General features: G+C 73.1%; 16 protein-coding genes. 8 read left to right on the top strand and 8 right to left on the bottom strand.

The features are described 5' to 3' along the window. Nucleotides 1–87: 87 nt before the first annotated feature. Nucleotides 88–990, top strand: coding sequence for a helix-turn-helix domain-containing protein (locus tag EP757_RS31660; protein WP_127552076.1), 903 nt, complete (start codon nucleotides 88–90; stop codon nucleotides 988–990). On the opposite strand, the gene EP757_RS31655 is transcribed toward EP757_RS31660, so the two are convergent. Next, a complete protein-coding gene (locus EP757_RS31655) occupies nucleotides 889–2,565 on the bottom strand; it encodes an ATP-binding cassette domain-containing protein (protein WP_232050098.1) in 1,677 nt (558 codons plus the stop codon). The two genes, EP757_RS31660 and EP757_RS31655, sit on opposite strands and share 102 nt — an antisense overlap. A gap of 164 nt (nucleotides 2,566–2,729) precedes the next feature. Between EP757_RS31655 and EP757_RS31650 the strand changes: the two genes are divergently transcribed. Together EP757_RS31650 and EP757_RS31645 are read left to right on the top strand one after the other, a co-directional pair. After that, nucleotides 2,730–3,380, top strand: coding sequence for a DUF6226 family protein (locus tag EP757_RS31650; protein WP_127552074.1), 651 nt, complete (start codon nucleotides 2,730–2,732; stop codon nucleotides 3,378–3,380). Between the two features lie 37 nt (nucleotides 3,381–3,417). Next, on the top strand, nucleotides 3,418–5,373 hold the full coding sequence (locus EP757_RS31645) for a hypothetical protein (RefSeq protein ID WP_127552073.1): 1,956 nt from the start codon (nucleotides 3,418–3,420) through the stop codon (nucleotides 5,371–5,373). A gap of 149 nt (nucleotides 5,374–5,522) precedes the next feature. On the opposite strand, the gene EP757_RS31640 is transcribed toward EP757_RS31645, so the two are convergent. The 4 genes from EP757_RS31640 to EP757_RS31625 all read right to left on the bottom strand — a co-directional run bounded on the left by EP757_RS31640 (nucleotide 5,523) and on the right by EP757_RS31625 (nucleotide 10,507). After that, on the bottom strand, nucleotides 5,523–6,272 hold the full coding sequence (locus EP757_RS31640; protein ID WP_127552072.1) for a maleylpyruvate isomerase family mycothiol-dependent enzyme: 750 nt from the start codon (nucleotides 6,270–6,272) through the stop codon (nucleotides 5,523–5,525). A 132-nt stretch (nucleotides 6,273–6,404) separates the two neighbouring features. Continuing rightward, on the bottom strand, nucleotides 6,405–7,541 hold the full coding sequence (locus tag EP757_RS31635) for a type III PLP-dependent enzyme (RefSeq protein ID WP_127552071.1): 1,137 nt from the start codon (nucleotides 7,539–7,541) through the stop codon (nucleotides 6,405–6,407). Next, on the bottom strand, nucleotides 7,534–9,105 hold the full coding sequence (locus EP757_RS31630) for an IucA/IucC family siderophore biosynthesis protein (protein ID WP_127552070.1): 1,572 nt from the start codon (nucleotides 9,103–9,105) through the stop codon (nucleotides 7,534–7,536). The genes EP757_RS31635 and EP757_RS31630 overlap by 8 nt, the downstream gene beginning before the upstream one ends. 10 nt (nucleotides 9,106–9,115) lie before the next feature. Beyond that, the gene (locus EP757_RS31625) at nucleotides 9,116–10,507 is read right to left on the bottom strand and encodes an IucA/IucC family protein (RefSeq protein ID WP_127552069.1); all 1,392 of its coding nucleotides are present in this window, start codon (nucleotides 10,505–10,507) and stop codon (nucleotides 9,116–9,118) included. 183 nt (nucleotides 10,508–10,690) lie between these two features. On the opposite strand from EP757_RS31625, the gene EP757_RS31620 reads away from it, so the two are divergent. Both EP757_RS31620 and EP757_RS42995 read left to right on the top strand, forming a co-directional pair. Further along, nucleotides 10,691–12,361 (top strand): FAD-binding dehydrogenase, encoded by a 1,671-nt coding sequence (locus EP757_RS31620; RefSeq protein ID WP_127552068.1) that lies wholly within the window; start codon nucleotides 10,691–10,693, stop codon nucleotides 12,359–12,361. A gap of 263 nt (nucleotides 12,362–12,624) precedes the next feature. Then, the gene (locus tag EP757_RS42995; RefSeq protein WP_160165934.1) at nucleotides 12,625–12,762 is read left to right on the top strand and encodes a hypothetical protein; all 138 of its coding nucleotides are present in this window, start codon (nucleotides 12,625–12,627) and stop codon (nucleotides 12,760–12,762) included. A gap of 141 nt (nucleotides 12,763–12,903) precedes the next feature. Here the strand turns inward: EP757_RS42995 and EP757_RS31615 are convergent, their stop codons facing one another. Continuing rightward, the gene (locus tag EP757_RS31615) at nucleotides 12,904–13,509 is read right to left on the bottom strand and encodes a hypothetical protein (protein WP_127552067.1); all 606 of its coding nucleotides are present in this window, start codon (nucleotides 13,507–13,509) and stop codon (nucleotides 12,904–12,906) included. 78 nt (nucleotides 13,510–13,587) lie between these two features. Between EP757_RS31615 and EP757_RS31610 the strand changes: the two genes are divergently transcribed. Together EP757_RS31610 and EP757_RS31605 are read left to right on the top strand one after the other, a co-directional pair. Next, nucleotides 13,588–14,208, top strand: a complete 621-nt coding sequence (locus EP757_RS31610) for a TetR/AcrR family transcriptional regulator (RefSeq protein WP_127552066.1) — start codon at nucleotides 13,588–13,590, stop codon at nucleotides 14,206–14,208. A 193-nt stretch (nucleotides 14,209–14,401) separates the two neighbouring features. Continuing rightward, complete coding sequence (locus EP757_RS31605) at nucleotides 14,402–15,937, top strand: FAD-dependent monooxygenase (RefSeq protein ID WP_127552065.1); 1,536 nt, start codon at nucleotides 14,402–14,404, stop codon at nucleotides 15,935–15,937. Between the two features lie 48 nt (nucleotides 15,938–15,985). Here the strand turns inward: EP757_RS31605 and EP757_RS31600 are convergent, their stop codons facing one another. Beyond that, on the bottom strand, nucleotides 15,986–16,609 hold the full coding sequence (locus EP757_RS31600) for an ABATE domain-containing protein (RefSeq protein WP_127552064.1): 624 nt from the start codon (nucleotides 16,607–16,609) through the stop codon (nucleotides 15,986–15,988). Nucleotides 16,610–16,698: 89 nt separating this feature from the next. On the opposite strand from EP757_RS31600, the gene EP757_RS31595 reads away from it, so the two are divergent. After that, nucleotides 16,699–16,890 carry a hypothetical protein gene (locus tag EP757_RS31595; protein WP_127552063.1) on the top strand — a complete coding sequence of 64 codons (192 nt, stop codon included), beginning with the start codon at nucleotides 16,699–16,701 and terminating at the stop codon, nucleotides 16,888–16,890. 69 nt (nucleotides 16,891–16,959) lie between these two features. Here EP757_RS31595 and EP757_RS31590 read toward each other — a convergent pair whose 3' ends face one another. After that, on the bottom strand, nucleotides 16,960–17,940 hold the full coding sequence (locus EP757_RS31590) for an NAD-dependent epimerase/dehydratase family protein (RefSeq protein ID WP_127552062.1): 981 nt from the start codon (nucleotides 17,938–17,940) through the stop codon (nucleotides 16,960–16,962). Between the last annotated feature and the right edge of the window lie 58 nt (nucleotides 17,941–17,998).

The raw sequence follows: 17,998 nt of genomic DNA, 5'->3' as shown, positions 1-17,998 counted from the left end.
ACCTTGCTCCGGTTCCGCGGTGGCGTGCAGAGGTGTGTTCTTCCTAGGAGCGACAGGGCCAGGATGAGGTGTTTCTAGGCTGGTGGCATGAACGCGTTGGGGGAGTACCTTCGAGCGCGCCGGGCATTGGTCGACCCGGCCGAGGTGGGGATCCGCGCGATCGGGGTGCGGCGGACGCCCGGGTTGCGCAGGGAGGAGGTGGCCACGCTCGCCGGCATCAGCGCCGACTACTACCTGCGGCTGGAGCAGGGTCGCGACCGCAATCCGTCGCCGCAGGTCCTGGAGTCGATCGCCCGGGCGCTGCGGCTGGACGCGGCGGCGACACACTACCTGTCAGGGCTCACCGCGGCCCGGCCACGCCGCCGGGTGGTCCGTGACGCGGTTCCGGCCGGGATCCGCCAGCTGATCGACGTGGTGGGGCTGCCCGCGTTCGTGGAGAACAGGCGTTTCGACGTGCTCGCCGCGAACCGGTTCGCCACCGCGCTGTCCCCGGCGATCCGGCCCGGCGAGAACCGGCTGCGGTCGCTGCTGCTCGATCCGGACGAGCGCCTGCTCCACCCGGACTGGGAGCATTCGATCGGCGGGATGGTGGCGTCGTTCCGGGCTTCGGTGGCCGAGGAGGCCGACGATCCCGGGGTGGTGAAGCTGGTCGGTGAGCTGTCGCTGGCCAGCGAGGAGTTCCGGCAGTTGTGGGCGCGGCATGACGTGAAGGCGCCGTCCGGCGGTTCGGCGCGGATGTCGCATCCGCAGGTGGGCGAGCTGATCCTGCGGCGGGAGAAGCTGACCGTGGCGGACAGCGGCGGGTTGATCCTGGCGATGTACCACGCCGAGCCGGGGTCGGAGAGTGCCCGCTCACTGGCGCTGCTCGGCTCACTGGCACTGCCCGGGTCACTGGCCGAGCCGGGGCTCGAGGCCGGACTTGCGCCTGGATCTCTGCCCGGACGGGAGTCCGAGGTGGAGGCGAGGCCAGGAGCTCGTGTCGCGGAGTAGCTGACGGTCGTGGGTGGCGAGCACGACTGCCGCGTTCGTGGCCGACAGTGCCTCGGTCAGCTCGTCGACCAGGGCGATGGACAGGTGGTTGGTGGGTTCGTCGAGCAGCAGGATGCGGGGACGGGTGGCGATGGCCAGGGCCAGGTCGAGACGGCGTCGCTGGCCGGTGGAGAGGGCGGAGACCGGACGGTCCCAGTCGTCGGCGTCGAGCAGGCCGAGATCTTCGGGGTCGGTCGGTTCCCCGGCCTCGTAGATCTCGCGGGCCGTGCGGGCCGGCGGGTGGGCGGGTGACTCCTGGGGTAGCAGGGCGGCGCCGGGAGCTGAGGCCAGCAAGGTGAGGAGGGTCGATTTGCCGGCACCGTTCGGGCCGGTGATCACCAGGCGGGAGCCCGCGCTCAGGGTGATCGTGCCCTGGTGGTGCAGGCGGCCGGGCCAGGAGGGGTCGGTCACCTCGTACGAGATCGCGGTCGTGGCCGGGATCTCGGGCATGTGGAGACGCAGCGGTGGCCTGGGCACGGCCAGGGCCCGGGACTCCAGGTCGGCGCGGCGGCGGTGAGTGGCCTGGACCAGAGCCGGGGCCCGGGTCGCGCGCTTGTGCTTGCCGGTGCCCTTGTCCGGGCGCCAGCCGGTGACCAGCCGGCTGCGGGCCTGCTCCAGGTCGCGGGCGAGGCGGGCGGCTGCGGTCTGCCGGCGGTCGTACTCGTCGGTCCAGCGCCGGCGTTCGGCGGTGCGGGCCGTGGCGTAACCGGTGTAGCCGCCGCCGTAGACGCGCGGGCGGCCGTCGCGGCTCGGGTCCAGGTCGACGATGGTGGCCGCGACGTCGGAGAGCAGGGCCCGGTCGTGGCTGACGAGGACTATCCCGCCCGCGTACTCGGTCAGCCGGGCGGTGAGGAATTCCAGGCCGGAGGCGTCCAGGTGGTTGGTGGGTTCGTCCAGCAGCAGGAAGTCGTGGCCGGCGTTGAGGAGGCAGGCGAGGCGTACGCGGTAGCGGTGGCCGACCGAGAGTTCGGCCAGGGGACGGGTGCGGTCGGTGACGGCGCCGAGGGCTTCGAGGGCGATCTGGACACGGCGGTCGGCGTTCCAGGCGTCCAAGATCTCCGCGGCTTCGAGCGCGGCTTCGAGCGCGGCTTCGAGCGCGGCTTCACGACCGGCCTCGCGTGTGGCGTCGAGCGCGGCCCCCGGCGACTCTGCGAGATCCGATGAGCGGGTGAGCGGAGTGGGCGGCACGGGAGTGGTCGCGGTGGGTGGGGGGTTTTCGATCAGGCGGAGGATCGCTCGTACGGTCGCCAGCTCTTGATCTATGAGGTCGCCGACGGTGCCGGCCGGTGGGATCTCCTGGGCGATGGTGCCGATCGTGCCCGACAAGCGGATCTCGCCGGAGTCGGTGGGCAGGGCGCCGGCGAGGGTCTGCAGGAGGGTGGATTTGCCGCGGCCGTTCTCGCCGACGACGCCGATGCGGCTGCCGGGGGAGACGGTGAGGTCGAGACCTCGCAGGACGGGACGGGCGCCGCGGCTGACGTGGACTCCGGCGGCGACGAGCTGGGCTCGCGCGCGGGCGGGCAGGGTGACGGGCATGCGGATGCTCCCCATGATTCGGGCCCCTGACGACGGCAGGGGGTGACGGGACGGGTCGGGTGGACCGGGTCCCGGAATCAGAGGAACAGCAGCTGCTGTGTCACGGCGCCGACTCTACCGGCGGGCGTCCGGGACGGCCACGGCGTTCTGGCTATCGTGGGCGGGTGGGTGAGGTGCGGGAGCGGGTGGCCGCTCGTTATGCCGAGTTGGATCTTCCGGCCTGGGCGAACCCGCATGCGGACGAGTGGCCGACGCGGGACGAGTCGGAGTATTCGCGGGTCACCGACCCGCAGCGGTACCGGATCGTCGCCGAGCGGGCTCGCCTCTGGGTCGAGGCGCTGGCCGGGCTGCCGGGGGTCGGGCGCACCGATCCTGCGGCCGGGCACACCGTGCTGACCTCGGCGGCGCCGGGCGCGCTTCCGATCCACGTGTTCGTCGACGAGGATCCGCCGGCGGCCCTGCGGCTCGGCGTCGGGCGGCCGGAGATCGTGGACGATCCGGTGCCGGACTGTGCCTGTGACGCGTGTGACTTCGGGTCGGTGGACCTTCTCGAGGCGATCGACGACGGATTCGCCGATCTGGTGGGCGGGCCGGTGGTGGTGCTCACGCATCGGCGCTGGCAGGCGCGCTGGTTCGGGGCAGGGGACGGGCATCTGCGCGTCGGTGGCGCATCCCCGCCCGAGTTCTGGACCGTGCAGGCGTGGTGTGAGCGGCTGGCGGCCGGCCGGGAGGTGGCGCTTCCGGGCGGTACCGAGGCACAGATCGGCCGGACCTTCCTTCCCGGCGGGGCGGTCCTGCCGGACGGGACCGGCTGAGCGGGGTGCTCCGGCCGTACCGCAGTATTGTCACGCGGTGCTTTCCTCCTTGATCGGCAATGCGCTCCTCGGTTATGGCCTGGCCGTGAAGGCGTCGCGGCAGCTGGCCGCGGTGCTGCTGCCGGTGCTCGGCGTGGCGATGCTGGTGATGACCGTTCTCGATCTGGCGCTGGGCGGCGAAGGCAGCGTGATCGTCAACGGTGTGACGGTGCTCGACGCCGATGACGGCTGGTGGCGTCTGGTGCTGGCGCCCGCGTTCTGGCTGGTCGGGCTCTCCGCATCGGCGCTGGTGGCGGCCGGGGTGGAACGCGGTAGGAACGTCCGTCCGCTGCGGGCGCTGGTGGCGGCCGTGCGCAACTTCCCGGTGTTCGCCTCCGGTCTCGTCGCGATCGCCGGGATCACCGGGCTCGCGCTGTGGCTGGTCGCGTCGATCGGGAGTGGCTGGTTCGGGGTGGCGCTGGTCGTCGCGGTGCTGCTGACGGCGGGCGTGGTGGCCGCGCGGATGCTGGTCGGGCTGCTCGCCCATCAGCTCGGCGGGTTCGACTGGGCGATCACCCGGGGGCGGGTCGCGGGGACGGCGGGGGCGTTCCTGCTCGGCGGGGTCGTGATGCCGCTGGTGGCGCAGGCGCTGCTGCCGGGCGAACTGGTGTCGCCCGCGCCGGGATTGCCGGCTCTGGACTGGTTCGTGCGGGTGGCGGGTGCGCTGGCGGTGGCCGTGGTGGTGGGCCTGCAGGCGGGCATCCTGGCGCACGTCTACCTGGAGCAGCCCGACGCGGATCGTGGAGCGCCGGGGGGCACGCCGCCGAGCGGCGCGCAGCCGGGCGGTGGCCAGCAGGTGGATCTTGGACTGGTCGACGCTCGTCTCGATGAGATGGCCGGACCGGCCACCCGCCTCCTGCCCTGGGCCGGCGCGCTGCTCGTCGTCGCCACCCTCGTCGTGCCGGCCGTCGCCAACCCCCTCGATCTGCCGGTGGTGCGCTCGCACGGCGACAGCACCTCCAGCGCCGCCGCGGTGGCGTGGCCGGCCGGGAAGCACCCGACGATCGCGACGATGACCGGGGCGCGGTTCTGCGACGACGATCTCTGCGACCGGTACGAGAGCGTCAACGGCGGACCGGCCGTCTACGACGGCCAGGGCGCGGCCGGGATCAGCGCGGACGGCGAGACGGTGGTGAAAGCCCAGGTCAGCGGTGGGTCGGACAACGGCGGGCCGTACATCAACTATGCCCGTTGTACCCGGGCCGGCTGCCCGGAGGCGTGGGTGCCGCTGCGCCGGTCGGCGAAGGAGAAGGTGGACTGGCCGGAGATCGGCGCGGCGGTCGGGCCGGATGAGGCGTTGTGGTTCGTGCTCGCGTTCCCCGCGGAGAAGACGTACCGGATCGTCTTCGTCCGGTGCGGCGAGGTGGGGTGCGCGCGGCCGCAGCGCTACGAGGCGGGCACCGTGGAGCGGTTCTCCTGGGACGAGGAGTTCACCACCGTGGCGCGGGTGCGGCTGACGGTCGGGGCGGACGGGCGGCCGCTCGCCACGGTGCGTTCCGGCAACGCCGCCCTGTCGGTGACCTGTGATCCGCTGACCTGCGCGAACGTCCGGAAGGGATCGAGTTTCCTGGGCCATCCGGTGTCGGCGTGGGAGCCGCCCACCACGGTCGGCGGGCCGGCGGTGTCGATGGAGCCGGGCCTGTTGCGCGCCGGTGACCTGCTGCTGACGCTGCCCGGTGACGCCGTCGCGGGCGGGTCGGGGGCGGTCGCCGGCACCTATGCCACCGCTGCCGAGCAGGCGGCGCGGCCCGGGTTCCACGTGACGGTGGGCGAGCCGGCGCCGGAGACCGGGTACTGGCGGCAGGTGCTGTGGCGCTGTGATGCGAGCCGGTGCGCCCGGACGCCGCTGGATCGGCTCACCATCACGGCGTCGGGGCATGAGGCGATGGCGGTGGGCGCCGACGGCCGGGTGCTGATCGTGCGCCAGGACGCGATCCTGCTGGTGACGCCCTGAAGAGCCCCTTCCCGGTACGCCGGGAGCACCGAGCCCGGGTCCCGCGACCCCTGCGGCGGCCGAGCCCTATCAACCTAGAATCCTAGGATGCTCTACGGGCAGTGCGGCGAGCCGCACCCCGGACGGAGAACGACGGCTTCGCCGACCACCTACTCCGGTTCCCAGGCTCCGAGCTGGTCGAGGATGACCCGGTCGCCGTCGACGGACGCCACGTCGACCGGGACGCGACCGTGAACGATCAGCTGGATCTCGCTGGCGGTGGCCGTCATCGTGGCGTCGGCCTTCTCCGGGGATTCCAGGCGTTCGACCCGGGCGCCCGCGGCGGAGAGCGTCAGCCGCCAGTCCCGGCCTTCGGCGGCGTGGTAGACGACGGTCGCCGGGTCGTGCGGCCACGGTGATCCGGTGGAGAAGCAGGTGTGCAGGAACTCGTCGACGCCTTCGACGGCGATGGCGGCGGGCAGTGGTTGCGGGGCGCCGAGGGCGAGCTGGGCGTCGTAGGTGTGGACCGCCATCTCCTGCAGTTGCCGCCGCGCGACGGTGCCGACGGTCAGCGGCGACTGCGAGTCGCCCCACCAGCCCCAGGTGCCGGCGTCCGGTCCGGCGGTCACCAGGGCGTCGCGCAGCCGGTCGAACGAGGCGGTGAGCCAGGTGGGCAGGTCGTCCGGGGTGCTCTCCCAGGCCGACGGTTGCGGGGGAGCGGAGGCCGGGCCGGCGGCGACGATGGCGGCCCATTTGCGGCGGCCGTTGCCGACGTGCTGAGCGAGGTCGAGCAGTGTCCAGCCGGGGCAGGAGGGCACCGGTACGCCGAGGTCGGTCGCTCCCGTGACGGCGGCGTGGAAGGCCGCCGACCGGTCGTCGATCAGGTCGAGGAGTTCGGTGAAGCCGAGTGTCTTGTGCACCCCGGGTGTCTATCACCGTGTCCGTTTCCGCGATACCGAATAACGCCATCAGCCTAGAATCCTAGGATGCTATAGGGGCAGTGCGGCAAGCCGCACCTGAAAGAGCTGAAAGGACGGCTTCGCCGACCGGACCTAGAGGATCACGAAAGCGGGCGGGTCGTGGCGCAGGAAGTCGTGGTGGGAGATGTCCCAGCCGTAGGCGCCGGTGCGGGCGAAGACCAGGCGGTCGCCGACGCGCAGGGACGGCACGTGCTGTCCTCGGGTGAGCACGTCGCGGGGGGTGCACAGCTCGCCGACCGCGTCGACGGCCACGTCGGTGACCTCGGGTCGCGGGTACGGGCGGTTCCAGTCGTCGATCGGCAGGACGGTGAACGGGTGGCTGTAGCCCCAGGCGGCGGGGAGGCGGAAGTGGTGGGTGCCGCCGCGGAGGACGGCGAAGGTGCGGCCGTGGGTGGTCTTCAGGTCGAGGACTTCGGCGGTGTACCAGCCGGCGTCGGCGGTGAGCCAGCGGCCGGGTTCGAGGATCAGGTCGACGCCCGGTGGCACGGTGACCGATGACAGCGGGGTGACGTCCATGCTGGCGTCCGATGCGTAGTCGACGCCGAAGCCTCCGCCGGCGTTCACGACACGCAGCGGTATCCCGTACGAGGTGGCGGTCCTCAGAGACCAGCCCACCGCTTCGGTGAGGAAGGCGGCGTGCGCGTGCCCGTCCAGGTTGTTGGACACGGCGTGCAGGTGGAAGCCGATGACGCGCAGGCCGGGTGGTACAGCGGCGAGGGCGGCGGGGAGCTGGGTCTCGTCGATGCCGAAGGGGGTGGGTACGCCGGTCATGGTGTGGCTGCCGGAGAGGGCGGCGCCGGCGCGGTTGACGCGCAGGCAGATGTCGGCGGTGAGGCCGAGGCCGGCGAGGCGGCGCATCTCGAAGACGCTTTCGACGTTGAGGAGCGCGCCTGCTGCGACCGCGGCGGCGAGTTCGGTGTCGGTCTTGCCGGGGCCGCCGAAGACGATGCGGCGGGCGCCGGCTGCGGTGGCGAGGGCGAGTTCGCCGCCGGAGGCGACTTCGAGGCCGTCGGCGGCGGCGGCGAGGGTGGAGACGACTTCGGGCCGGCCGTTGGCTTTGACGGCGTAGAGGAAGGACGCGCCGGGTGGTAGTGCGGAGCGCAGGGTGCGGGCGCGGGCGGTGAGGGCGGGCCGGGAGTAGAGGTAGGCGCAGGCGGGGGACGGCAGGGCGCGTACGGCGGCGCTGACGTCGGCGGGCAGTTCAGCCATGGAGCGGGTTCGCGACGGGGAGGTAGATGTCGCCGTCGCCGTGCAGGCGCATCCGGACGAGGGCTTTGTGGGGCATCGTCGGGGCGATGAAGAAGGCGTGGTCGGGGTGGCCGCCGAGGGCGTCGTAGGTTTCGTCGACGACGCCGCGGACGATGCGCCAGGCGTGGTCCTCGGGCAGGGCGTGGGATTCCTGCAGGCGGATGACGAGTTCGCCGAGGTGGGCTTGCAGGGCGGTGTAGCCGAGTTTGGCGCGGAGTACGTCGTCGTCGGTGGTGCCGATGACGGATCCGGGCCACAGGTCGATGTGGTGGCCGGTGTCGTGCAGGCGGCCTTCGTGCAGGCGCAGGCCGGCGAAGTCGCGCAGGGCGAGGCGGTGGGGCCGGCCGGCGATGAAGGTGGGCAGGCAGTTCTGCAGGTGGGCTTCGAGGGCGACGCCGCGGGTGGCGAGGCGGAGCAGGGGTGGCAGGAGCAGGCGGGTGTAGGCGGTGAGCCAGGCTGCCGGGGTGAGTCCGGAGGTGTCGACGAGGCCGGCGACGACGGTGGTCGCGGTGGTGGGGTCGTGGGCGGGCAGGGCGCCGCCGGGGATGGCGTGTTCGCCGGGTTGCAGGTGGTGGTGCAGGCCGTCGCGGGCGATGGCGGACAGGTCGCGGCCGCTGCCGGCGGGGACGGCGGCGCCGCCGGTCTCGGTGAGCAGGATGAGGCGGTGGCCGTCGGGGTCGTCGGTGACGAGGCGGTGCAGCAGGTCGGAGAGGGCGGGGCCGTTGCGGGTGCTGGCGACGCTGATGCTGCGGCGGGTGGAGGTGACCTGGATGTCGAGGGAGAGTTTGAGATAGGCGTTGCGGGACGGCAGGTAGAGGGTGCGCAGGGCGGCGGTGGGGAGTGCTTCGAGGTCGCCGTCGAGCCGGCGTAGCACGCCGTCGGTGAAGAGGTCCTGGTAGCGGTCGAGGACCAGGTCGTGCTGCCAGGCGTGGACGGGCTGGGTGCGGTAGCCGGTGGGGGCTGGGGGGAGGTCGAGGTGGGTGCCGAGGTCGTCGCCGAGGTGGTGGTCGTCGCGGACGGCGAGGAAGCGGACGGTGGTGTGGCCGGCTTCGAGGTCGTGGGCGAGGACGTCGCCGGTGTCCCAGCCGAGGCGGGTGCGGCCGCAGGGGTGCAGGTTGTGGCCGGCGACGGCGAGTCGTTCGAGGCGGATGGCGTCGAGGTCGGCGTTGTCGGCGGCGTTCGTGGTGGTGAATCGGGACATGGCGACGGCCAGGTTGATCACCGCGTTGCGGATCTCGGCGGCGAAGGGCCCGTTGTCGATGCCGGCGAGCAGATCGACCGGGTCGGTGACGCCGGCGACGGGGAATTCGATGCGGTGGAAGGCGTGGAGGCGGCCGCCGGTGGTGGAGGTGGAGATCCCTTCGCGGACCAGGGCGGCGCGCAGGCGGCGGCCGACGGTGTCGGCGGCGTGCGGGAGGCTGCGCAGGAAGCCGTCGACGAGGCCGGGTGCGTGTACGGCGAGGGCGGCTTCGGTGTGTGCGGCCGCGGCGGCGAGCCGGCCGGTGCTGACACTGCGGATGATCATGGAGACTCCTTCACGCCGCCATCGGGTTGGGCTGGTGGGTCCAGATGTCGTCGAGCGGGTTCGCCGCCAGGCGCATCGCGGTGGTGGCCTTCACCGGCAGGGGTTCGCTGAGCAGCGCTGCGGTGTCGGTGGAGGGATCTGCCCGCATGCCGGCGGCCAGGGTCTTCCAGAGTTTCCCGGGGTCGGCGTCGAGGGCGCCGATGAGCTGGGTGGCGACGGTGCCGAGGGCGGCCGCGGCGAGTTTGGTGCGCAGTTCGGTCTCGTCGTCGGTGGGGAGGTCGCCGTGGAGTGCTGGTGTGTCGATGCCTGCTGCGCGTAGCCGGCCGGCGTGCACCCGTACCCCGCCGAGGTCGCGGTAGAGGACCCTTTTGACGTGGCCGTCCTGCATCACCAGCAGGGTGTTCTGCCCGTGTGCCTCCAGCGCGACGCCGCGGGCGAGCACGCGCGCGAGGGGCGCGAACAGGACTCTGCCGAGTCTGTCGATCAGCTGGTACGGGTCACCGGCCGCGGCCAGCAGCATCGGGGACGTGGCGAGGACGCCGAGGGGGACGGCGGTCTCGCCGGGGCCGAGGCGGGGGGCCTGGCGGACGAGGTGGGCGAGGCGGCGGTCGGGTCCGTCGTCGGTGATGACGGCGCCGGCGGCGGTCTCGGCGAGGACGTCGATGGGCAGGTCGGCGGTGATCTGCTGGAGCAGGGTGGAGAGGATGGGGCCGTTGTGGACGGCGGCGGGGGAGACGGTCCGGACGGCGGAGGTCATCTGGACGTCGACGGCGGTCTTGATGTGGGGTCCGCCGCTGATCGGGGCGACGGTGCGCAGTGACATCAGGGGCCGGACGGGGCGGGTGACGCCGGCGGTCCGCAGCCACGGGTACTGGGCGAGGAGCCGGGGGGCCTGCCAGGGGTGGGCGTAGAGGATCGGCATGCCGCCGCCGTGCCAGCGTTCGGCGGGCACGCGCAGCCGGTGCAGGCGGATGACGGGGCGGTGCTCGGGGGCGTAGGCGAGGACGTCGGCGACGGTCATGCCGGCGCGGGTGCGGCAGCAGGGGTGCAGGGGGTGGCCGTCGACGAGGGATTGTTCGAGGACGGCGAGGGCTTGCGGGCCGTGGGGCATTTCTTCCGGTACGGCGTTCGCCCGTGCGAGGGCGAGGTTGGCGACGCTGTTGTCCACTTCTGTGGCCAGTCGGCTCCCCGGCCAGCGGGTTTCGACCAGGTGCACCGGGTCGCGGGTGTCCACCGTGGCCGCCGGGGGTGGCAGCGGCTCGCGGTCGACGGCGAGGGAGAGGCGGTGCAGGATCGCGGCGCGGGCGCCGGGTAGGGCGGCGTCGTAGGCGGCCACCAGGTCGGGGCGCAGCGCGGTGAGTTCGGCGCGGGTCTGCGCGGTTCCGGCGGTGGGTTGTGGCACTCGTTCATTGTCGGGGTGCGGGGGCGTCGTGTCGTCGGGGGGCGTCACTGCGCGAGAGAGGACACACTCCGGTTTACCGGCGTGTCGTGGCCATTTCCCCCGGGCGTCGAATCCGATAAATTCTCGTATCCGGAGTGGCGGGAGTCACTCCCCTCGCTGGTGCACCATCGGGAAGGAACGATCGTGGACGCTGACGTCATCGTCGTGGGCGCCGGACTGGCCGGGCTGGCCGCCGCGCACGAGCTCACCACCGCCGGTAAGAAGGTGGCGCTGCTCGACCAGGAGAACGCGGCGAACCTCGGCGGGCAGGCCTGGTGGTCGTTCGGCGGGCTGTTCTTCGTCGGCAGTCCCGAGCAGAAGCGCGCCCGGATCACCGACAGCGTCGACCTGGCGTGGCGGGACTGGTCGAACAGCGCCGGCTTTGACCGGCTCGACGACGAGGACGCGCATGCGGTGAAGTGGGCGCGGGCGTACGTCGAGTTCGCCGCCGGGGAGAAACGCGCCTGGCTGGCCTCGCTGGGCCTGAGCTGGCTGCCGTTCGCCGGCTGGGCCGAACGCGGCGACCTGCGCGCCGACGGGCACGGCAACTCGGTGCCGCGGTTCCACATCACCTGGGGCACCGGCACCGGCGTGGTCGCGCCGTTCGCGGCGTCGGCGGTGCGGGCCGCGGAGAACGGGCTGCTCAAGCTGCATTCCCGGCACCGCGTCGACGCGCTGGTCGTCGAGGGCGGCCGGGTCGTCGGCGTGCAGGGCTCGCTGCTGGCCCCCGACGACGCGGCGCGCGGGGTCACCTCCAACCGGGACGTGGTCGGCGACTTCGAGCTGCGCGCGCAGGCGGTCATCGTCACCACCGGCGGGATCGGCGCCAACCACGACCTGGTGCGGCAGTTCTGGCCGGCCCGGCTCGGTACCGCCCCCACCAAGATGATCACGGGGGTGCCGGCGTACGTGGACGGCCGGATGCTCGGGATCGCCGAACAGGCCGGGGCGCGGCTGGTCAACCGGGACCGGATGTGGCACTACACCGAGGGTGTGCAGAACTGGGACCCGATCTGGCCCGGGCACGGCATCCGGATCCTGTCCGCGCCGTCGCCGATGTGGTTCGACGCGCTCGGCCGCCGGCTGCCCGCCCCGTACTTCCCCAGCTACGACACCCTCGGCACGCTGAAGTATCTGCGAACCACCCCGGAGATCGCGCCGTACGACCACTCCTGGTTCATCCTCTCCCAGCGGATCATCGAGAAGGAGTTCGCGCTGTCCGGGTCGGAGCAGAACCCGGACCTGACCGCCAAGGACAGGCGCGGCTTCCTGAAGGATCGGCTGTTCGGCAAGGGCGCGCCCGGCCCGGTCGAGGCGTTCAAGCAGCACGGCGCCGACTTCGTGGTCGCCGCCGATCTGGAGGCCCTGGTCGACGGCATGAACAAGCTGACCGATCAGCCGCTGCTGGACGCCGCGGCGATCCGGGCGCAGATCGAGGCCCGGGACAGCCAGGTGCACAACAGGGTCGCCAAGGACGCGCAGGTGCAGGGCATCCACAACTCGCGCCGCTACATCGGCGACAAGATCGGCCGTACGTCGGTGCCGCACCGGATCCTCGACCCCGCCGCCGGACCGCTGATCGGCGTCAAACTGCACATCCTGACCCGCAAGACGCTCGGCGGCATCCAGACCGACCTGGACTCGCGGGCCCTCGACCTGTCCGGTTCCCCGCTGCCCGGCCTGTACGCGGCCGGCGAGGTGGCCGGTTTCGGCGGCGGCGGCGTGCACGGCTACAACGCTCTGGAGGGCACGTTCCTCGGCGGCTGCCTGTTCTCCGGCCGCAACGCCGGCCGGCACGCGGCGGCCAGCCTCTGACCCCGCAGCAGCCGCCCTGTCGTGACGGGTGGACCGTCACGACAGGGCGCCGCCCGACCAGCCCCGAACCCTAAGCCCTGAAGCCGGCGCGCCGATACAAGGCCCTGGAACGACGCCCACCCCTCTCTCGAAACCCCTCGGGGACAAGCCGAACAGCGATTGCCGCGGCTCAACCCCAGTAGTGACGGTTCCGGTAGTCCGAGCCTCTGCCCGGCCTGCCGATTGCTCCACCACGGAGCAGCCGTCACCGAGAGAGGAACCACATGAACATGCTGGACGACATTCTGTTCGCGCTGAGTGCGATCAACACGCTGATCAGCCTTGCTCAGAAGGCCAAAGCCCTCGGTCTGGCCGAGAAGGCCACGGCGTTCTGGCGCCGCAGAAAGGACAAGGTCGGGTAAGTTCCGCCGAACAGCCCAGGCTCATCCGAGTCCTGGGCTGTTCGGCGTTCTCGCCCCCACCAACGCCGCTGGTCCCTTCCCCGGCTCCGGCCGGTGGCGCCGGCGTGTCGCGCGGGCCGTCGGTGACGACGGAGAGCCGGTCTAGCGGCCGGGATCCAGCAGCGCGGAGACGCTCGCGCGCTGCTGGGCCGGCAGGGCGCGGGCGCTGTCCGGGTTGCGGGTGCTGCCCGGGTGATCACACGACCGGACGCCGTCCACGGTGCGCCACGTCGTCGGCTGTGCGGCGGCGATCCGGGCCGCGACAGTGTCGGCGTCACCGGTGACACCCACCGTGCGCAGCGCCTGCGCCAGTGGTCCTCGCGGCACCCCGGCATCCCCCAGCATCGGCGCCAGCAGCAGCAACGCCCGGGCCCGCGACACCGGCCCGGCCTGCCGAAAGGCCACGCCCGTGAGTTCCGCCCACGACAGGCCGGGCCCGTCGGGTACCCCTTCGGCTACGCCGAGAACGATCGGCTCATCGTCCGGCGGCAGCAGCAGATAGCGGACGTCCTGCCGGCGATACCGGATCGCCAGGGCGGCTGCCACGGTGAACTCCGGCTGCCCGTCGTCGTCGGTCAGCCGCAGATAGGTGCCGCGGAGCAGGCCGAGCGGAACGCCGAAGAGCGCGGCCAGTGCGGCGTCCAGGCCGTCGCCGAGCGCGAGTCCCAGGTGCACCGCCCAGAAGGCGGGCCGGTCCAGCATCGTCACTCCGTCGTTCTACTACATCCGCCAAACTTGCGTGCCACGCATCTTTGCGGGACACGCAAAAAGCGGTATGGTGATGACATGACGGGACTGCGGGAGCGCAAGAAGGCCGAGACACGGGCGGCGCTCGGCTGGGCCGCGATCCACCTCACCGCCGAGCGCGGCTACGACAACGTCCGCGTCGAGGACATCGCCGAGGCCGCCGGGGTCTCGCCGCGCACGTTCAACAACTACTTCTCCAGCAAGGCCGAGGCGATCGCGTCGCGGCACCTCGACCGCAGCCTGCGCACCGCCGCCGCCCTGCGCGAACGACCCGCCGGCGAGCCGCTCTGGACCGCCCTGACCGCGGCAGCGCTCGAGCAGTTCACCGCCGGCCCCGAGGTTCAGGCGATGCCGTCACCCGCGCACGCCCAATGGGCCGCCGGCGTGCGCACCATGCTCGCCGAGCCCGCCCTGCAGGGTGAGCGGCTGCGCGCCGTCGCGACAGCCGAGGCCGAGCTGGCCGCCGCGATCGCCGAGCGCACCGGCACCGACCTCACCACCGACATGTACCCGCGTCTCGTCGCCGCCGCCGCCAGCGCCGCCGTGGCCGTCGCCATGCAGCACTACCTCGACAGCGCCGACCCACCGGCCCCGATCGACCAGCTCATCACCGACGCCTTCACCCAGATCGCCGCCGGCCTGCCCGCACCACGCCGCTAGACCCCTTCTCCCGGTACGAGGGACAGCCCCGCACCGGCACCGCCCGCCCGGACACCGGCCGCACCTCACCCACCTCCGCATCCCAGCCGCGTCACCACCACCGCGGCGGTCCCGCCCTGCGCCCGGACCGCCGCGGCGATCCCGCACGCCCGCAAACACGCACCTCCGCAGCCCTCGGAAGGGACCCACCAGAATGATCGACGTCATCGTCGCCGGCGCCGGACCCAACGGCCTCATGCTCGCCTGCGAACTCGCCCTGGCCGGCGTCCGCCCCGTCGTCCTCGAACGCCATCGCGCCCCCACCGGCGAACCGCGCGCCAACGGCCTCGTCGGCCAGGTCGTGCGCCTGCTCGACCGCCGCGGCCTGCACGAACGACTCACCGGCGACCCCACGCCACCGCGCCCGCAGCCGGCGTTCACGTTCGGCGCGTTCCCGCTCGACCTGGCGATGCTCGCCGACAACCCGCACTACGTGCTCGTTGTGCCGCAGGCCCGGCTCGAAGCCGTCCTCGCCGAGCGGGCCGCCGAACTCGGCGTCGACGTGCGCCGCGGCCACGAGGTCACCGGCATCCACCAGCTTCCCGGCTCGGTCGAGGTGGACCTCGCCGGCGGCGACCGGCTCACCGCCCGGTTCCTGGTCGGCGCCGACGGCGGGCACAGCGCGGTACGCCGCCTCGCCGGCATCGCCTTCCCCGGCGTCACCACGGACCGATCGGTCTCGCGCACCGCCACCGTGTCCGTACCGGCAGCGTCGATCGACCCGGGCACCGGCGGCCTGATCGTGCCCGGCTACGGGACCGTCGCGCCGTTCCAGCACACCCGCACCGCGCACGGCCTGATCGCCTGGGCCCCGTTCCCCGGCCGCCCGGCGATGCTCACCACCACCGAATGGCCCGCGACCACGACCGGCGACGACACCCCCATGAGCCTGGAGGAGATGCGCGCCAGCGCCGCCCGGGTGCTCGGCGCCGCCGTCGACCTGCAGCCACCGGCCGAACCCGGCCTGCTGCGCCGGTTGACCAGCGGCAACACCCGCATCGCCGCCCGCTACCGGGACCGGCGGGTGCTGCTCGTCGGCGACGCCGCGCACGTGCACCCGGCGATGGGCGGGCCGGGCCTCAACCTGGGCCTGCAGGACGCCGCCAACCTCGGCTGGAAGCTGGCCGCCACCATCCACGGGTGGGCGCCGGACGGGCTGCTCGACACCTACGAATCCGAGCGCCGCCCGGTCGCCGAACGCGTCGTGGTGTCCACCCGCGCGCAGCAGGCCCTGATCGCGCCCGGCGACGACGTCACCGGCCTGCGCGACCTGTTCGCCGAGCTGCTCCGCAAACCGGAGGTGACCGGCCACATCGCGGCGCTGATGTCCGGCGCCGACGTCCGCTACCCCGCCGACCCGGCCGACCCCCTGGCCGGGAGCACCGCCCCCGACGTGACGATGAACGGCATCCGGCTGGCCGAGCTGACCCGCACCGCCCGCCCGCTGCTGCTCGACGGCACCGGCGCCTACGCCGAGACGGCCACCCTCTGGAGAGACCGCGTCGAGGTCATCACCGGCCGCCTGCGGGGAACCGCCGCCACCGCGTTGCTGATCCGCCCGGACTGCTTCGTCGCCTGGTCCGCCTCGCCGGGCGGGGACGCCGCCACCGCCGAATCCCTCCACGCGGCCCTGACCACCTGTTTCGGCCCGGCCGCGGCGAACCGGAGGATCCCGGCCGCCAGGGATTGACCGGGGTACGGGCGGCGCACTGGATTCGCGCCGCCCCGCAGGCAGGCGTCAGGGCCGCGGAGCCGACGGGCGGGTCGCGCGGCGCCGCGCCGTCTGGCGGCGGATCTTGGCCTCGGTGCCGCAGTCGTCCATGGTGCACCAGCGGCGGCTGTTGTTCTTGCTGGTGTCCAGGAACAGGCCGCGGCAGCCGTTGCCGGACGCGCAGACCTTGACGCGGTCGAGGGGGCCGCCGGTGAGCAGTTTCGCGGCGGCCACGGCGGCCGGCCACCAGGCGCGGTGCAGGTTGTCGGCGGGCAGGTTCCAGACGAAGGCGCCGTCGCGGTGTTCGAGGCGGGCGGTGGCGAGCGCGGCGGCGTACCCCTGCTGCACGAGGGTGAGGTCCGCGGGGGCCGGGGCCGAGCCGTCCGCCAGGCCCGCGAAGATCCGGAAGATGGCCTCGCGGAGGGTGAGCGCGGCGGCCAGGCTGGCCTGCGCGGCCTGCGGGCGGGCGGCGGCGAGGGTGCGCAGGTGGCGGGTGGCGGGTTCGTCGAGCAGGCCCGCGTACGCCGACCAGCGCACCAGATCGCCGTAGTCGGACAGGTGTTCTTCGAGGGTCCCGGTGCCGCGGGCGTCCACGGTGTTGGCGAAGTCCAGGCACGTATTGCCGCCGTAGAGCGCGGGGAATCCAGTCATTGCTCCCACCAAAATGTGTTTAGGGGGTAGCACGGGAGGTATGCTACCGGCATAAGGAGTTTAGCCCGCATCAGGAAGAGGAGCGGTCAATGATCGACATGATCCTGCCGATGCTGCCCGAGGTGTCCACCCGGGTGAGCCACTCCGCACTGCCGCACGCCCCGGTCATCGCCGATCCGCGACCCGGCCCGCTGCGCCGCGGCACGGCCGGGATGCTGCGGTCACTCGCCGGACGCCTCGACCACGACGAACCGGCCAGACGCTCGCTGCCCGCCTGCTGAGCCGGCGCGGCATCCCGGGAGAGCGGGCTGTAGTCCACGCACCGTGCCACGTTCCCGGGCCACGGCTCGTCAGGCGGACGCGAGCAGCGTCGCCTCCGCCTGCTCCGGCAGCCCCGCCGGCGGCCGATCCGAACGCTGCGGCGGCGGGCCGTCCAGGGACCGCATCCACGCCCACGTGTCGGCGACGGTCTCGCGCACAGGCCGGCAGCGCAGGCCCGCCCCGATCGCCTTGGACACGTCGCCGTCGTGCATGAAGCGGTGCAGCGGGCCCGGCGGCAGCCAGATCGGCAGCTGCGTCCACTCCTCGACACCGGCGCCGGCGATCACGGCGGGGGAGATCCAGCGCAGGTCCGCCCGCGCGCCGGTCACCTCCCGGGCGGTCTCCAGCAGCGAGCCCATGGTGGCCTGCCCGGACTCGCCGACCACGTTGTAGGGCCCGGCCAGCCCGGCGGCCGCCGCACCGACGATGAAGGCGGCCAGGTCACGGGCGTCGATGTACTGCAAGGGCAGGTCACGGGGTCCGGGCGCCGCCGTGGGGCCGCCGCGGGCGAGCCGGTTCAGCCACCACGGCAGCCGGCCGACGTCCTCGCGCGGGCCCAGGATCAGCCCGGCCCGGGCCAGTAGCACCGGGCCGCCGGTTCGCGCGGCCGCGCGTTCGCCGCGCAGTTTGTCCCCGGCGTACCCGGGATCGTCGTCCGCGACCAGGGGAGCGTCCTCGGTGAGGCGGCCGGCGGCCCCGGACTCGTCGAAGTGATAGACCGAGCGGCTCGACACATAGGTGTAGTGCCCGGTGCGGCCGGCCAGCGCGGACGCCGCCGACGCCACCGCCGCCGCGTCCGCCGACCAGGTGTCGACCACCGCGTCCCAGGTGTGCCCGTCCAGCGCGGCCAGGCCGCCCGGCGCCAGGCGGTCCCCGATCAGCAGCGTCGCGCCCGGCACCGGGTCGCGTCTGCCGCGGTTGAACACCGTCACGTCGAAGCCGCGGGCGATCGCGTCGTCCGCGACCGCCCGTCCCACGAAACCACTGCCGCCGAGCACCAGAATCCGCATGCGCCGAGCGTGCCCGATCGTCGTGCGGCGAGGCCAGCTCCGTCTGCCTTCAGCAGAT

Origin of the sequence: Actinoplanes sp. OR16, from assembly GCF_004001265.1 — a bacterium.
Lineage (GTDB): Bacteria > Actinomycetota > Actinomycetes > Mycobacteriales > Micromonosporaceae > Actinoplanes.
The sequence above is the reverse complement of the archived record's forward strand: the minus strand, read 5'-3'. Positions and strand labels throughout refer to the sequence as shown.

Bases quoted from the DNA above. Each gene is read 5' to 3' on its own strand.
- EP757_RS31660 (WP_127552076.1), top strand. From the start codon at position 88: ATGAACGCGTTGGGGGAGTACCTTCGAGCGCGCCGGGCATTGGTCGAC.
- EP757_RS31655 (WP_232050098.1), bottom strand. From the start codon at position 2,565: ATGCCCGTCACCCTGCCCGCCCGCGCGCGAGCCCAGCTCGTCGCCGCC.
- EP757_RS31635 (WP_127552071.1), bottom strand. From the start codon at position 7,541: ATGGCTGAACTGCCCGCCGACGTCAGCGCCGCCGTACGCGCCCTGCCG.
- EP757_RS31630 (WP_127552070.1), bottom strand. From the start codon at position 9,105: ATGATCATCCGCAGTGTCAGCACCGGCCGGCTCGCCGCCGCGGCCGCA.
- EP757_RS42995 (WP_160165934.1), top strand. From the start codon at position 12,625: ATGAACATGCTGGACGACATTCTGTTCGCGCTGAGTGCGATCAACACG.
- EP757_RS31610 (WP_127552066.1), top strand. From the start codon at position 13,588: ATGACGGGACTGCGGGAGCGCAAGAAGGCCGAGACACGGGCGGCGCTC.
- EP757_RS31605 (WP_127552065.1), top strand. From the start codon at position 14,402: ATGATCGACGTCATCGTCGCCGGCGCCGGACCCAACGGCCTCATGCTC.
- EP757_RS31600 (WP_127552064.1), bottom strand. From the start codon at position 16,609: ATGACTGGATTCCCCGCGCTCTACGGCGGCAATACGTGCCTGGACTTC.
- EP757_RS31595 (WP_127552063.1), top strand. From the start codon at position 16,699: ATGATCGACATGATCCTGCCGATGCTGCCCGAGGTGTCCACCCGGGTG.
- EP757_RS31590 (WP_127552062.1), bottom strand. From the start codon at position 17,940: ATGCGGATTCTGGTGCTCGGCGGCAGTGGTTTCGTGGGACGGGCGGTC.